This window comes from Serratia silvae, from assembly GCF_023282985.1.
Lineage (GTDB): Bacteria > Pseudomonadota > Gammaproteobacteria > Enterobacterales > Enterobacteriaceae > Chania > Chania silvae.
In genome coordinates this window covers 15,784-30,030 of the sequence record NZ_JAGQDC010000027.1, presented here as the reverse complement: position 1 = coordinate 30,030, position 14,247 = coordinate 15,784, and the positions used below count along the sequence as shown (strand labels likewise).

Here is a 14,247-nt window from a genome sequence, read left to right as displayed (position 1 = left end):
CATGGTTAAATCCTTATCAGTTATGGGGATAACAGATTCGGATTTTCCCATGAGTAGCATTACTGGCAGAGCCAAAACGCCGATAACCACGTCCATAGGACGTGGTATTCAGTTAGAAATAAAAACATCGGCCCGAAATCAGGCCGATGAGAAATCATAAGGGATAGCGATGGTTAATCCAGCTGCAACTGCGGCACCACTTCCTTCACCTGCGCCAGGTAATCGCTGCGATCTTTACCCATCAGCCCTTCAGAGCGTGGCAATTTAGCCGTCAATGGGTTCACCGCCTGCTGGTTGGTCCACAGTTCATAGTGCAAATGTGGGCCGGTAGAGCGGCCGGTGTTGCCGGAAAGCGCGATACGATCGCCACGCTTCACCTTCTGCCCTGGCTTGACCAGCAGCTTTTTCAGGTGCATGTAACGAGTGGTGTATTGGCGGCCATGACGGATCGCGACATAGTTACCTGCTGCGCCGCTGCGCTTGGCGATCACCACTTCACCGTCACCCACCGCCAATACTGGCGTGCCGACCGGCATGGCAAAGTCGACGCCTTTATGCGGTGCAATGCGCCCGGTCACCGGATTTACACGACGTGGATTAAAGTTGGAAGAAATACGGAACTGCTTCATGGTCGGGAAACGCATAAAGCCACGCGCCAGACCGGAACCCTGACGATCATAGAATTTACCGTCATCGGCGCGAATGGCGAAGTAGTCTTTGCCGCTGCTACGCATACGTACGCCCAACAGTTGGCTCTGTTCGCTCTTGCCATCAAACTCTTCGCGCGACATCAACACTGCAAACTGATCGCCTTTACGCAGCTTACGAAAATCAAGCTGCCATTGCAGGGCTTTGATCACTGCATTGATCTCGGCACGGTTCAGGCCAGCCGCCGAGGCGCTACTGACAAAGCTGCCGTTCAACTGGCCCGTCAGTACGCTGTTGCGCCATTCCCCCTTCTGGGTTTCCTTGGTTTCTTTAAAGGTGTTGCCCACCCGATCATAGGTGCGGGTTTCACGGCGTGAAACCTCCCAAGTCAGGCGCTTAAGATCACCATCTTCGGTAAGCGTCCAGGAGAGTTGCTGGCCGATTTTCAGGTTACGCAAATCACGGTTCTGTGAAGCCAGTAGCGAAACATCCGACATTTCGATGCCGTACTGGGTCAGAATACTGCCGAGCGTGTCACCGGTAGAAACCACATATTCATGCACACCTTCCTCTCCGGCGACCTTCTGGTCCAGCTCATCCTCAGGGATGTCATCATCGGGGGTAGGTTGGTCGGCATCAATAGGTTCACTGGCTTCGGGCTGCAATACCCTTAACTGGTTGGCTTCCAACTCGACGCTTTTAACGATAGGGTTATGTTCTGGGTGATAAACGGAAGGCCGCCAAACAGCGACGGCCAACGTAACGACTGTCAACGACCCTAGCATAACGCGGTGGGGCCGAGGCAGGTTGTTATACGCCAGAGTGATAGTTCGGACTATCTTCTGCACTCAATAATATCCTCATAATCTTTACTTCAGGCAGCTCACGTACTGGTTGGACAGCGCTGTCAGGAAGTTCCCGTAGCTGTCTTTCCCCAGTGCGATGCCGATGCCTAGCGGGTCCAGCGTTCCGGAACGCACATTGGTACCCTTGGCAACGGCATTAATTACGGCCGGTCTGAATTGTGGCTCAGCAAAAACGCAGACTGCTTTCTGCTCAACCAACTGTGTTCGAATTTGGTGTAAACGCTGTGCGCCAGGTTGAATTTCGGGGTTAACGGTAAAATGGCCCAGTGGGCTCAAGCCGAAGTGTTTTTCAAAGTAGCCATAAGCGTCATGAAAAACAAAATATCCCTTACCTTGCACAGGCGATAGCATCTTAACAAGATTTTTATCAGTTTGCGCTAGCTGATCCTCGAACTGGCGCAGGTTTGCGTCTAATTTGTCCTTATTTTGCGGCATAAGTTCCAATAATCTGTCGTGAACCGCGATCGCGGTCACTTTTGCCACCTCTGGCGACAGCCAAACGTGCATATTATAGTCACCGTGATGATGGTCGTGTCCATGGTCGCCATCTGCATGACTATGCGCTTCGGCTGCATGGTCATCGTCGTCATCGCCTTTCATCAACAACGGCTGTACCGCAGGCAGTTCACCGATCGCCAATTGCTTATTGGCGGGCAACTGCGTCAGGGATTTGGTCAGAAAAGCCTCCATATCTGGCCCTACCCACAGCACCAGGTCGGCGCTACGCAGCCGCTGAATGTCCGACGGGCGCAAAGCGAAGTCGTGAGGTGAGGCACCGTCCGGCAATAAAATCTCGGTAGGTGTTACCCCATCGGCGATAGCGGATGCGATAAAGCCCAGTGGGCGGATAGAGGTCACTACGGCAGCTGCCGCATTGCCCGCCATTACCAAAGCCGCCGCCAGCAGAGTGCGTTGCAGCCATTTATTTTTCTGTACCATCATCAGTAATCCCGTCGTTTTCAGCAAAGAAGCGTGATATTATAACATTCGGTTAGTTCTGCAAAATGTAATCACAACATGTCTACACTGGCAACGCTAAAAAATATTTCTGTCTCTTTTGGTACCCGACGGATATTGACAAATATCTCTCTCAACCTGCAACCGGGTCGGATCCTGACGCTCCTCGGGCCTAACGGGGCGGGCAAGTCAACGCTGGTTCGCGTGGTGCTGGGCCTGATTGCGCCTACGGAAGGCACGCTGGAACGTCTGCCGGGGTTACGCATTGGCTATGTGCCGCAAAAGCTGCACCTTGATGCCACCCTGCCCCTGACCGTCAACCGCTTTATGCGGCTCAAACCTGGGGTGAAAAAGGCCGACATCCTGCCGGCGCTCAAACGCGTACAGGCTGCGCACCTGCTGGAACAGCCAATGCAAAAATTGTCCGGTGGCGAAAACCAACGGGTGTTGCTGGCGCGAGCACTGTTGAACCAGCCGCAGTTGCTAGTACTGGATGAACCCACGCAAGGGGTGGACGTTAACGGCCAGTTGGCGTTATACGACCTGATCGACCAATTGCGCAAAGAGCTGGGCTGTGCAGTGCTGATGGTTTCCCATGACCTGCACCTGGTGATGGCCAAAACCGACGACGTCCTGTGCCTGAACCAACATATCTGCTGCTCCGGCACGCCAGAAGTGGTGTCGATGCACCCGGAGTTTATCGCCATGTTCGGTAACCGGGGCGCTGAGCAGTTGGCGGTCTACCGCCATCACCATAATCACCGTCACGACCTGCAAGGCAGAATTGTGCTGAAAAAAACCGGGGGCCGTGAGGCATGATTGAACTGTTATTGCCCGGCTGGCTGGCCGGTGTGCTGTTGGCTGCGGCGGCGGGCCCGTTGGGTTCTTTTGTGGTCTGGCGCAGGATGTCTTACTTTGGCGATACGCTGGCACATGCTTCACTGCTTGGTGTTGCCTTCGGCTTATTGCTGGACATCAATCCGTTTTACGCCGTGATTGCCGTCACGCTGCTGTTGGCCCTGGTGCTGGTTTGGCTGGAGCGCCGCCCGCAGTTGTCGATCGATACGCTGCTCGGTATTATGGCGCATAGTGCGCTATCGCTGGGTCTGGTAGTGGTCGCGCTGATGTCCAACGTGCGCGTAGATCTGATGGCGTACCTGTTTGGGGATTTGTTGTCGGTGACGATCAGCGATATCTGGATGATCGGCACTGGCGTGGTGATTGTGCTGCTGGTGCTCTGGTGGCAATGGCGCGATCTGCTGTCGATGACCATCAGCCCAGAGATGGCGCATGTCGATGGCGTTAATCTGCCCCGCGCACGCACCATTTTAATGCTGGTCACCGCCTTGACCATCGGGCTGGCAATGAAGTTTGTCGGCGCGCTGATTATTACGTCGCTACTGATTATCCCGGCGGCAACCGCACGGCGTTTTGCCCGCACTCCTGAACAAATGGCCGGTTATGCGGTATTAGTAGGGATAATTGCAGTCACCAGTGGGCTGACCTTCTCGGCGTTTTACGATACGCCAGCTGGGCCTTCGGTAGTGTTAAGTGCTGCGGTGCTGTTTGTACTGAGCCTGTCGAAAAAGCAACAGGCTTGATCTCATTACGCCAGGGCTTCCCCTGGCGTAAATCCTGGTTTGCTACTTATCTTCCCGCTCGATCCCAAAGTGCTTATAGGCATGATTGGTCGCCATTCGGCCACGCGGAGTACGCTGAATAAACCCCTGTTGGATCAGGAAGGGTTCGATCACGTCTTCTATCGTTTCACGCTCTTCACCGATTGCCGCCGCCAGGTTATCCAACCCCACCGGGCCACCGGTAAATTTGTCGATGATCGCCAGCAACAGCTTGCGGTCCATATAGTCGAAACCTTCCGCATCGACGTTCAGCATATCCAACGCCTGCATGGCCACTTCACCATTGATCACCCCGTTGGCACGTACTTCGGCAAAGTCGCGCACGCGGCGCAGCAGACGGTTGGCAATACGTGGTGTACCTCGGGCGCGACATGCCACTTCATGCGCCCCATCGGTAGACAGATCCAGCCCCAGGCAGTTAGCACTGCGGGAAACGATATGCTCCAGATCGGCCACCTGATAGAACTCCAGACGCTGCACGATGCCGAAGCGATCGCGTAATGGAGAGGTCAAGGAACCGGCCCGCGTGGTGGCACCAACCAGGGTGAACGGTGGCAGGTCGAGCTTGATCGAACGCGCCGCCGGACCTTCACCGATCATGATATCCAGCTGATAGTCTTCCATCGCAGGATACAAGATCTCTTCCACTACCGGCGAAAGACGGTGGATTTCGTCGATAAACAGGACGTCATGCGGCTCCAGATTGGTCAGCATTGCCGCCAAATCCCCAGCCTTTTCCAGCACCGGGCCAGAAGTGGTTCGCAGATTAACGCCCATCTCATTGGCCACGATGTTGGCCAAGGTGGTTTTACCCAATCCAGGCGGCCCGAAGATCAACAGATGGTCCAGTGCATCGCCGCGCTGTTTGGCAGCCTGAATAAAGATTTCCATCTGCTCACGCACGTGCGGCTGGCCGACGTACTCCGTCAGCAGCTTAGGACGGATCGCACGATCCAGCACCTCTTCTTCATTGAACGGCTCGGCAGAGATCAGGCGGTCAGCTTCAATCATGGTCTACCCCTTCCCTGCCTACAGTGCGGCACGCAATGCTTCGCGGATTAATGCCTCGCAATCCGCACCCGGCTTGGCAACCTTGCTGACCATCCGGCTGGCTTCCTGCGGCTTATAGCCCAAGGCCACCAGCGCAGAGGCCGCTTCGGCTTCAATATCCATCTCCGCCGCTTTGGCCGCACTGGCCGGCAGGGGGATTTCGCTGCTGTTGTTGAACAGATCGCCGTTCAAGCCTTTGAAGCGGTCTTTCATTTCGACAACCAGACGCTCGGCGGTTTTCTTGCCCACGCCTGGCAATTTGATCAACGTAGTGATCTCTTCACGTTCTACCGCGCTGACAAACTGCTGGGCAGACATGCCTGAAAGGATCGCTAGCGCCAGTTTTGGCCCCACGCCGTTCACTTTAATCAGCTCACGGAACAGCGCACGCTCTTGCTTATCATTGAACCCATACAGCAGCTGTGCATCTTCACGCACCACGAATTGGGTAAACACGATAGCCTCTTGCCCCAGCTCCGGCAGCTCGTAAAAGCAGGTCATCGGCATATGCACTTCATACCCGACGCCATTGGTTTCAAGTAACACCAGCGGTGGCTGCTTTTCCAGAATAATTCCTCTGAGACGACCTATCATTACCCCTCCTGAATGGATCCCTGCACGTGGCGCACTGCCACGCAGTATTGATACAGCTTATACCATAAAAAAGGCTGGATGAATATCCAGCCTCAGATTACTGACATTTAGCAACATTGCCACGTTGTCAACGGCTCTAACGCAAACGCCCACGTGCCAGATTCAACCGCCCTTCACTCATACGCAGCACGTTCTGGCTGAGATGGCAGTGGGTAATGGCAATAGCCAACGCATCCGCGGCATCCGCCTGTGGATTGGCAGATAGCTTCAGCAATGAGCGAACCATATGCTGCACCTGAGACTTTTCCGCTGCACCGGTACCGACCACCGTCTGTTTCACCTGGCGCGCGGCATACTCAAACACTTCCAGGTTCTGATTGACGGCGGCGACAATCGCCACGCCCCGCGCCTGCCCCAGCTTTAGCGCCGAGTCCGGGTTCTTGGCCATAAATACCTGTTCGATGGCGAAGAAATCTGGTTGAAACTGGGTGATGATTTCGCTCACGCCAGCATAAATCAGCTTCAGGCGCGTCGGCATATCATCTACCACGGTGCGAATACAACCGCTGGCAACATAGGTCAATTGGCGGCCCTGCTGACGGATCAGGCCATAGCCGGTGACGCGCGAGCCGGGATCGATACCCAGTATGATCGCCATTGCTACCACCACCCTGCATTGATTGTTGCCTGGCGCTACCGGTTGGCAACGCCATCATTCACTCGCATTACAGCGTTGCAGCGATCTCGTCGGAGATCTCACCGTTATGGTAAACCTCCTGCACGTCGTCACAGTCTTCCAGCATGTCGATCAGGCGCAGTAACTTAGGCGCCGTTTCCGCATCCATATCCGCTTTGGTAGACGGGATCATGGAAACTTCAGCCGAGTCAGCCTCAAAACCAGCGGCGGTTAACGCGTCTTTCACTTCACCCAGATTTTCCCAAGCGGTGAAGACGTCAATGGCACCATCGTCATAGGTCTGGATATCTTCGGCACCCGCTTCCAGCGCGGCTTCCATCACCGTGTCTTCATCCAGACCCGGTGCATAGGTGATCACGCCTTTTTTGGTGAACAGATAGGCCACGGAGCCGTCGGTACCCAGGTTGCCACCACACTTGGTGAAGGCATGGCGCACTTCTGCCACGGTACGGTTACGGTTGTCACTCAGGCAATCGATCATCACCGCGGTACCGCCAGGGCCGTAACCTTCATAGATGATGGTTTCCATGTTGGTATCATCATCACCGCCTACGCCACGGGCGATAGCACGGTTCAAGGTATCGCGTGTCATGTTGTTGGACAGCGCTTTATCAATAGCCGCACGCAGACGCGGGTTGGAACCCGGATCGCCGCCGCCCAATTTGGCGGCAGTCACCAGCTCACGGATAATTTTAGTGAAAATCTTACCGCGTTTGGAATCTTGAGCTGCTTTGCGGTGTTTGGTGTTGGCCCATTTACTATGACCTGCCATAAAAATATCTCCAAAAAGAACTACTGGACAGAATGGATCACAAACTCTTCAATCGCCTGCTGATTACTCCAGGACTTGGTCAGTTTGACCGCCTCGGACGCCTCAAGCCATTGGTAAGCATGATGCTCGGTCAAGACCGGATCGCGCTCATCAGGTAACGCCAGACAGAACCAGTGCTCTTTATTACGCGTGGTTCCCGGCGCATAGCGGTGTCGCAAATGGACAAAGAGTTCAAATTCCACACAGCGCTGGCAATCGAACAACAGCAGATCCTCTGCTGCGATATCAATGCCAATTTCTTCCATGACTTCGCGCTGTGCGGCATGCGGCGGCGATTCGTCGTCTTCAAGGCTGCCGGTAACCGACTGCCAGAACTCCGTATCGTCACGCCGCTGTAACATCAGCACCCGGCCACTGGATTTTGCATAAATCACCACCAGAATAGACTCGGGCCGCTTGTAATTCATCACTCGCTCTCTTGTTCGGCTGAGGCTTTCTTCACCACGCTGATCGCCAGTTCCTGCAATGAAGCCGGGTTGGCGAAGCTTGGTGCATCGGTCATCAGACAGGCTGCCGCAGTGGTTTTCGGGAAGGCGATAACGTCACGGATGTTCTCGGTACCGGTCACCAACATCACCAGACGATCCAGGCCGAAGGCCAGACCGGCATGCGGAGGAGTGCCATACTTCAGCGCATCCAGCAGGAAGCCGAACTTCTCGCGTTGTTCTTGCTCAGTGATGCCAAGGATACTAAAGACGGTTTGCTGCATTTCACTGCGGTGAATACGTACGGAGCCGCCACCTACTTCATAGCCGTTCAGCACCATATCGTAAGCATTGGCGATGGCTGAGGTCGGATCTTTTTGCAGCTCTTCCGGGCTCATATCGCGCGGTGCGGTAAACGGATGGTGCATCGCCGCCAGGCCACCTTCGCCGTCTTCCTCGAACATTGGGAAATCGACCACCCACAGCGGTGCCCAGCTGTCGAGCTTGGTCAGGCCCAGATCGCGGCCGATTTTCAAGCGCAACGCGCCCATCGCATCGGTAACGATTTTAAAGCTGTCGGCACCGAAGAACAGAATGTCACCGGTTTGCGCATTGGTGCGCGCCAGGATCGCTTCCAGCACTTCTGCACTGAGGAATTTGGCAATCGGGCTTTGCACGCCTTCCATACCCGCAGCACGATCGTTAACCTTCAACCATGCCAATCCTTTGGCACCGTAGATATTAACGAAAGCGCCGTATTCGTCGATCTGCTTACGGGTCAGCTGTGCGCCACCCGGAACACAAATCGCTGCCACACGGCCTTTGGCATCGTTCGCCGGGCCAGAGAACACTTTAAACTCAACGTCTTTCACCAGGTCGGCGACGTCCACCAGTTCCAGCGGGTTACGCAGGTCTGGCTTATCGGAACCGTAACGGCGCATCGCTTCGGCAAAGGTCATGATCGGGAACTTACCCAGATCGACGCCCTTCACGTCCAACCACAGTTCATGCACCAGTTGCTCCATCACTTCACGCACCTGCTCGGCGCTCATGAAAGAGGTTTCCACGTCTATCTGAGTGAATTCCGGCTGACGATCCGCGCGCAGGTCTTCATCACGGAAGCACTTGACGATCTGGTAGTAACGGTCGAAGCCAGACATCATCAGCAGCTGTTTGAACAACTGTGGGGACTGCGGCAACGCGTAGAATTTACCTTTGTGTACGCGGCTTGGTACCAGATAGTCACGGGCACCTTCCGGCGTGGCTTTGGTCAGCATTGGGGTTTCGATATCCAGGAAACCGTGGCTGTCCATAAAGCGGCGCACAAAGCTGGTGATCTTGGCACGGGTTTTCAGGCGGTCGGCCATTTCCGGGCGACGCAGATCCAGGTAGCGATATTTCAGACGCGCTTCTTCGCTGTTGGTCTGGTTCGAGTCCAACGGCAGCGGTTCGGAGCGGTTGATGATCTCCAGCGCGTGAGCAAACACCTCAACTTCGCCAGTCGCCATCTCCTTGTTGACCTGGCTTTCCGGGCGCGCACGCACGGTACCGACGATTTGAATGCAGAACTCATTACGCAGTTCGAAGGCTTTGTCGAAGGCCGCTTTCTGATCCGGATCGAAGAACACCTGCACGATGCCTTCGCGGTCACGCATATCAATAAAGATCAGGCCACCCAGATCGCGGCGGCGGTTGACCCAACCACACAAAGTGACTTCCTGGCCGACGTGGGCCAGATTCAACTGCCCGCAATATTCAGTACGCATACGCTATCCTTTTGACTTAAGCCGATTCCGCCGGAGGTTGGCAACAGTTGCTGTTTCCGTTTCCTCACGGCTGTTATCTGACGAATTGTTATTTACCACCCGGTTTGAAGTCGGTTGCATACCAGCCGGTGCCCTTTAACTGGAAACCGCTGGCAGAGATCAACTTGGTCAATGCGGGCTGCCCACACGCCGGACATTGAGTCAACGGCGCGTCGGAAAATTTTTGTAGTTTCTCTAATCGATGTTGGCATGAGCCACATGCATATTCATAAATCGGCATAGATCGCTGGATTAAAGATTGGTGAAAAAAGGCGGTCATTATAAAGGAAATTCATGCGCCAGATAAGAGCGAACACGGCATTGTTGCAACGCTAAATGGCATCTATCGCTGGCAAACAACACATTGGTTAACAAATTTCCCATTAACTGGCAGCAGTTTTATCACGTAGCCTGTAACCCGCGTCTTTCAAACCGCAGCGTTGTGATCGCCTAGCTGTGCCGTACAGGGATGTACAAATGCCGCGAGCGCATGGATGCGCAAGAGCGGCCGATTCGAAATCCATAGGGTATAACAGATGCTACTTGGATAGACGTTTAACGACTAACTACCAACCAAGATTTTAACCATTTTAACCCTGAGACACCCCCCAATGTTGAAACTTGATGCCCAAACCACCGCCCTGGTTCTGATCGATCTGCAACACGGCATTTTACCTTACGCCGCTGGCCCGCACAGTGCCAGCCAAGTCGTCACCCATGCGGCCCATCTGGCAGGGCGCTTTCGCGCACTGAATGCCCCCGTGTTTCTGGTGCGCGTCGGCTGGTCTGATTCCTTTGCCGAAGCGCTCAAGCAGCCGGTAGATAAACCTTCACCGTCTCCGGTCGGCGGGCTGCCAGTGTCCTGGTGGGAATTCCCCGAGGAACTGGCGGTACAAGACAGCGATGTGTTGATCACCAAACGTCAATGGGGCGCATTCTATGGCACCGATCTGGATCTGCAACTGCGCCGTCGGGGTATCAAATCGGTGGTATTGGGCGGTATCGCCACCAATATTGGCGTGGAGTCTACCGCTCGCGCAGCCTGGGAACATGGCTACGAGTTGGTGATCGCCGAAGACATGTGCAGCACCTACAGCGCCGAGATGCACCAGTTCGCCTTCGATAATATCTTCCCGCGTATCGCCCGTGTGCGCAGCACCAGTGAGATCCTTGCCGCGCTGTGATCATCCATTTGCTATCTTGGCTTGAAAGGTCATGGTGACAACGGTAAATTTTATACCCTATGGATTTCGAGTTGTAGCTAGGCGACAAGCTATCTCATCCCCAGGAGCTTACGTTTAGTAAGTGACTGGGGTGTGATAGTGCAGGTAACAACGCTACAACTTGAAAGACGACGGGTATAACAGGGAAGATGAGCGTTTGATGTATATCGGACTTCCGCAATGGCAACACCCAGCTTGGAACCGCATCGGCTTGCGCGATCTGGCGGACTACAGCCGCTACTTCAACTGCGTGGAAGGTAACACCACCTTCTACGCTCTGCCCAAGGCGGAAATTGTGCATCGTTGGCGCGATATGACCAGTGATGATTTCCGTTTTTGCTTTAAATTCCCTTCAGCGATCAGCCATAAAGCGGCACTGCGCAACTGTGACGCCGATATCAAGGCGTTTTATGATTGCCTGCGCCCTCTTGAAGGACGTATCGGACAGCTGTGGTTGCAGTTGCCCGCCGCCTTTGCACCCGAGCATCTGGCCATTCTATGGGCATTTCTTGATGCCTTACCGCCGGGGTTCACCTACGGAGTCGAGGTCCGTCATCTGGAATTTTTCGCCAAGGGTGACGCCGAACGCCAACTGAATCAGGGTTTGCACCAACGCGGTATTAACCGAACGATCCTGGATAGCCGCCCGCTGCACCATGCCAAGCCGCACAGCCCAGCGATCCGCGACGCACAACAGAAAAAGCCCAAGCTGCCGGTACATGCAGTGGTAACGGCCAACAATCCGCTGGTCCGCTTTATCGGCGGTGACGTGCTGACAGACAATCAGCGCTGGTTTGAGTCATGGCAACAGAGGCTGCCAGAATGGGCGCAGCAACATCAGCCTTACCTGTTTATTCACACGCCAGATAACAGCGACTCACCGCAGCAGGCGCAAAAAATCTGGCAACGGCTACACGGCATAATTCCGAATTTAGCCATGCCTCCAGACTGGCCAGAGCAAGAAACCTTGTTTTAACCTATTAATCTGATGGGTCCTATCGGATATTTCCTCGCGACAGTCGCGATGATGGCAGTTATGATGCTCGTTGCCAGATTTGGTTACAAATGGAGTTAAGAATGGTAAGCGCGCTCTATGTGGTGCTTGGCGCATTGTTGTTGATCAAACTCTCTTATGACGTGGTCAGGTTGAGAATGCAGTACCGGGTTGCCTATGGTGACGGCGGTTTCTACGAACTGCAAACCGCGATCCGCGTTCACGGCAACGCCGTGGAGTACATCCCGATCGCCGCCATCCTGTTGGTGATCATGGAGATGAACGGTGCGGAAGTCTGGATGGTGCATCTGTGTGGTTTGCTGCTGATGGCAGGCCGGCTGGTTCACTACTACGGTTTGCGTAACCGTGAAGTTCGCTGGCGCCGTTCGGGTATGGCGGCTACCTATATTTCTTTGATACTGATGGTGATAGCCAATATCGTTTATCTGCCGTGGGACATTATCTTCAGTCTGCACTGATATCTCCCTCTATTCAGGCGGCCCACGCCGCCTGCTTCTGCCTGCTTAGCTTTTCTGTTAGTATACGCCCCTTCGAATTCTGACCTGATTTGCCGCTATGCCAAACCGCGATACTCTTTTTTCCGCCCCGATCGCCAAACTGGGCGACTGGACCTTCGACGAGCGCGTTGCTGAAGTCTTCCCAGACATGATCCAGCGTTCCGTTCCGGGCTACTCCAATATCATTTCGATGATTGGCATGCTGGCCGAACGCTTTGTCCAGCCACACAGCCGGGTATATGACCTGGGATGCTCGCTCGGCGCGGCCACGCTATCGATGCGCAGGAACATCAGCGTCGAAGGTTGTCAGATTATTGCGGTCGATAACTCCCCCGCGATGGTAGAGCGCTGCCGCCGTCATCTTGATGCGTTTCGCGCCGATACACCGGTCGAAGTCATTGAGGCGGACATTTTAGACATTACCATCGAGAACGCCTCAATGGTGGTATTGAACTTCACCTTACAGTTTCTTGAACCAGCCGATCGGCTGCGCCTGCTCGAACAGGTTTATCGCGGGCTACGTCCGGGCGGTGCCTTGGTGCTGTCAGAGAAATTCAGCTTTGAGGATGCCGACGTCGGTGAACTGTTGTTCAACATGCACCACGACTTCAAACGGGCCAACGGCTACAGCGAATTGGAAATCAGCCAAAAGCGCAGCATGCTGGAAAACGTGATGCTGACCGATTCGGTCGAAGCGCATAAAGCGCGACTCCAGCAGGCCGGTTTTGAACATGCAGAAGTCTGGTTCCAATGTTTCAACTTCGGGTCGTTGATCGCCCTGAAATCAGGAGAAACCGCATGATCGAGTTTGGAGACTTCTACCAGCGCATCGCCAAAAGCCCTCTGAGCCACTGGCTGGATACTCTGCCGGCGCAAATCACCGCCTGGCAACGTGAATCGCTGCATGGCAAGTTCAAGCAGTGGTTCAATTCTGTAGAACACCTGCCTTCCCTGACGCCGGCCCAGTTGGATTTATTGCATGGCGTACGCGCAGAGATGGCTCAACCGCTCTCACCTGGCCAGCTCGAAGGCATCGAGAAAATGCTGCGTACGCTGATGCCATGGCGCAAAGGGCCATTCTCGCTTTACGGCATCAATATCGATACCGAATGGCATTCCGACTGGAAGTGGGATCGGGTGCTACCGCATATTTCCCCGCTGGCTGGCCGCACCATTCTGGATGTAGGTTGCGGCAGCGGTTACCATCTGTGGCGCATGGTCGGTGCCGGGGCGCATCTGGCGGTAGGTATCGATCCGATGCAGCTGTTCCTGTGCCAATTTGAAGCTGTGCGTAAACTGCTGGGTGGCGATCAACGCGCCCATGTGTTACCGCTGGGTATCGAACAACTGCCCGAGCTGGCGGCTTTCGACACCGTTTTCTCTATGGGCGTGCTTTATCACCGCCGTTCCCCGCTGGATCATCTGTATCAGTTGAAGAATCAACTGGTTTCCGAGGGTGAACTCGTGTTGGAAACGCTGGTGGTACCAGGCGATCGCCATCAGGTATTGGTACCTGGCGACCGCTACGCGCAGATGCGTAACGTCTACTTTATTCCGTCGGCAGAAGCGCTGAAGTGCTGGCTGGAGAAATGCGGATTTGTGGACGTCAGGATTGCCGATATCTGCCCAACCAGCACCGAAGAACAGCGCCGCACTGACTGGATGACCAGCGAGTCACTGGCCGAATTCCTCGATCCCCGAGATCCAACCAAAACGATTGAAGGCTACCCGGCACCGATCCGCGCCGTGCTGATCGCCAAAAAGCCGTAAGCCTTAACCGACTCACTATGTAAGGGCGCATACTACGCCCTTTTCGTTGCATTGTTATTTTCTCAACGCCTGTAGCAGATCCTTTTCAAACACTCCAATGGATGAACACTCGAAAGGCTTGACCTTATCGTTGCCACCGCCCGCCACTAACTGATACAAAAAAGCCCCGAATATTCGGGGCTTGAGACTGGGTTATCAACGTAGGGACGTTGCTAAACGGGCGAACAT

General features: G+C 54.6%; 16 protein-coding genes. 7 read left to right on the top strand and 9 right to left on the bottom strand.

The annotated features are described in order from the left end of the window. Nucleotides 1-173 precede the first annotated feature (173 nt). Both mepM and znuA read right to left on the bottom strand, forming a co-directional pair. On the bottom strand, nucleotides 174-1,496 hold the full coding sequence (gene mepM, locus KAJ71_RS21895) for a murein DD-endopeptidase MepM (protein ID WP_248947613.1): 1,323 nt from the start codon (nucleotides 1,494-1,496) through the stop codon (nucleotides 174-176). A 21-nt stretch (nucleotides 1,497-1,517) separates the two neighbouring features. Beyond that, complete coding sequence (gene znuA / locus KAJ71_RS21890) at nucleotides 1,518-2,453, bottom strand: zinc ABC transporter substrate-binding protein ZnuA (protein WP_248947616.1); 936 nt, start codon at nucleotides 2,451-2,453, stop codon at nucleotides 1,518-1,520. 78 nt (nucleotides 2,454-2,531) lie between these two features. Here znuA and znuC point away from each other — a divergent pair, with 78 nt between their 5' ends. Next, the gene (gene znuC, locus KAJ71_RS21885; RefSeq protein WP_248947612.1) at nucleotides 2,532-3,290 is read left to right on the top strand and encodes a zinc ABC transporter ATP-binding protein ZnuC; all 759 of its coding nucleotides are present in this window, start codon (nucleotides 2,532-2,534) and stop codon (nucleotides 3,288-3,290) included. Then, nucleotides 3,287-4,072: a zinc ABC transporter permease subunit ZnuB gene (znuB, locus tag KAJ71_RS21880; protein WP_248947611.1), complete on the top strand. Its 786-nt coding sequence runs from the start codon at nucleotides 3,287-3,289 to the stop codon at nucleotides 4,070-4,072. The genes znuC and znuB overlap by 4 nt, the downstream gene beginning before the upstream one ends. A 42-nt stretch (nucleotides 4,073-4,114) precedes the next feature. Here the strand turns inward: znuB and ruvB are convergent, their stop codons facing one another. The 7 genes from ruvB to KAJ71_RS21845 form a co-directional block, all read right to left on the bottom strand. Further along, the gene (gene ruvB / locus KAJ71_RS21875; protein ID WP_248947610.1) at nucleotides 4,115-5,122 is read right to left on the bottom strand and encodes a Holliday junction branch migration DNA helicase RuvB; all 1,008 of its coding nucleotides are present in this window, start codon (nucleotides 5,120-5,122) and stop codon (nucleotides 4,115-4,117) included. A gap of 18 nt (nucleotides 5,123-5,140) precedes the next feature. After that, nucleotides 5,141-5,755 carry a Holliday junction branch migration protein RuvA gene (gene ruvA, locus KAJ71_RS21870; RefSeq protein ID WP_021806658.1) on the bottom strand — a complete coding sequence of 205 codons (615 nt, stop codon included), beginning with the start codon at nucleotides 5,753-5,755 and terminating at the stop codon, nucleotides 5,141-5,143. 136 nt (nucleotides 5,756-5,891) lie between these two features. Further along, a complete protein-coding gene (ruvC, locus tag KAJ71_RS21865) occupies nucleotides 5,892-6,413 on the bottom strand; it encodes a crossover junction endodeoxyribonuclease RuvC (protein ID WP_021181146.1) in 522 nt (173 codons plus the stop codon). A 67-nt stretch (nucleotides 6,414-6,480) separates the two neighbouring features. Beyond that, nucleotides 6,481-7,224: a YebC/PmpR family DNA-binding transcriptional regulator gene (locus KAJ71_RS21860; protein ID WP_248947609.1), complete on the bottom strand. Its 744-nt coding sequence runs from the start codon at nucleotides 7,222-7,224 to the stop codon at nucleotides 6,481-6,483. A 20-nt stretch (nucleotides 7,225-7,244) separates the two neighbouring features. Continuing rightward, nucleotides 7,245-7,691 (bottom strand): dihydroneopterin triphosphate diphosphatase, encoded by a 447-nt coding sequence (gene nudB / locus KAJ71_RS21855; RefSeq protein WP_248947608.1) that lies wholly within the window; start codon nucleotides 7,689-7,691, stop codon nucleotides 7,245-7,247. Further along, nucleotides 7,691-9,475, bottom strand: a complete 1,785-nt coding sequence (gene aspS / locus KAJ71_RS21850; RefSeq protein WP_248947607.1) for an aspartate--tRNA ligase — start codon at nucleotides 9,473-9,475, stop codon at nucleotides 7,691-7,693. Before aspS ends, nudB begins: the two co-directional genes overlap by 1 nt. Nucleotides 9,476-9,563: 88 nt before the next feature. Further along, the gene (locus tag KAJ71_RS21845; protein WP_248947615.1) at nucleotides 9,564-9,755 is read right to left on the bottom strand and encodes an FmdB family zinc ribbon protein; all 192 of its coding nucleotides are present in this window, start codon (nucleotides 9,753-9,755) and stop codon (nucleotides 9,564-9,566) included. Between the two features lie 370 nt (nucleotides 9,756-10,125). Here KAJ71_RS21845 and KAJ71_RS21840 point away from each other — a divergent pair, with 370 nt between their 5' ends. The 5 genes from KAJ71_RS21840 to cmoB all read left to right on the top strand — a co-directional run bounded on the left by KAJ71_RS21840 (nucleotide 10,126) and on the right by cmoB (nucleotide 14,019). Then, nucleotides 10,126-10,698, top strand: a complete 573-nt coding sequence (locus KAJ71_RS21840; RefSeq protein WP_248947606.1) for a hydrolase — start codon at nucleotides 10,126-10,128, stop codon at nucleotides 10,696-10,698. A 199-nt stretch (nucleotides 10,699-10,897) separates the two neighbouring features. After that, a complete protein-coding gene (locus KAJ71_RS21835; RefSeq protein ID WP_248947605.1) occupies nucleotides 10,898-11,713 on the top strand; it encodes a DUF72 domain-containing protein in 816 nt (271 codons plus the stop codon). A 101-nt stretch (nucleotides 11,714-11,814) separates the two neighbouring features. Further along, complete coding sequence (locus KAJ71_RS21830) at nucleotides 11,815-12,210, top strand: MAPEG family protein (protein ID WP_024528726.1); 396 nt, start codon at nucleotides 11,815-11,817, stop codon at nucleotides 12,208-12,210. Nucleotides 12,211-12,307: 97 nt separating this feature from the next. Then, nucleotides 12,308-13,051, top strand: a complete 744-nt coding sequence (cmoA, locus tag KAJ71_RS21825) for a carboxy-S-adenosyl-L-methionine synthase CmoA (protein WP_248947604.1) — start codon at nucleotides 12,308-12,310, stop codon at nucleotides 13,049-13,051. Further along, the gene (gene cmoB, locus KAJ71_RS21820) at nucleotides 13,048-14,019 is read left to right on the top strand and encodes a tRNA 5-methoxyuridine(34)/uridine 5-oxyacetic acid(34) synthase CmoB (protein WP_248947603.1); all 972 of its coding nucleotides are present in this window, start codon (nucleotides 13,048-13,050) and stop codon (nucleotides 14,017-14,019) included. Before cmoA ends, cmoB begins: the two co-directional genes overlap by 4 nt. Nucleotides 14,020-14,247 lie beyond the last annotated feature (228 nt).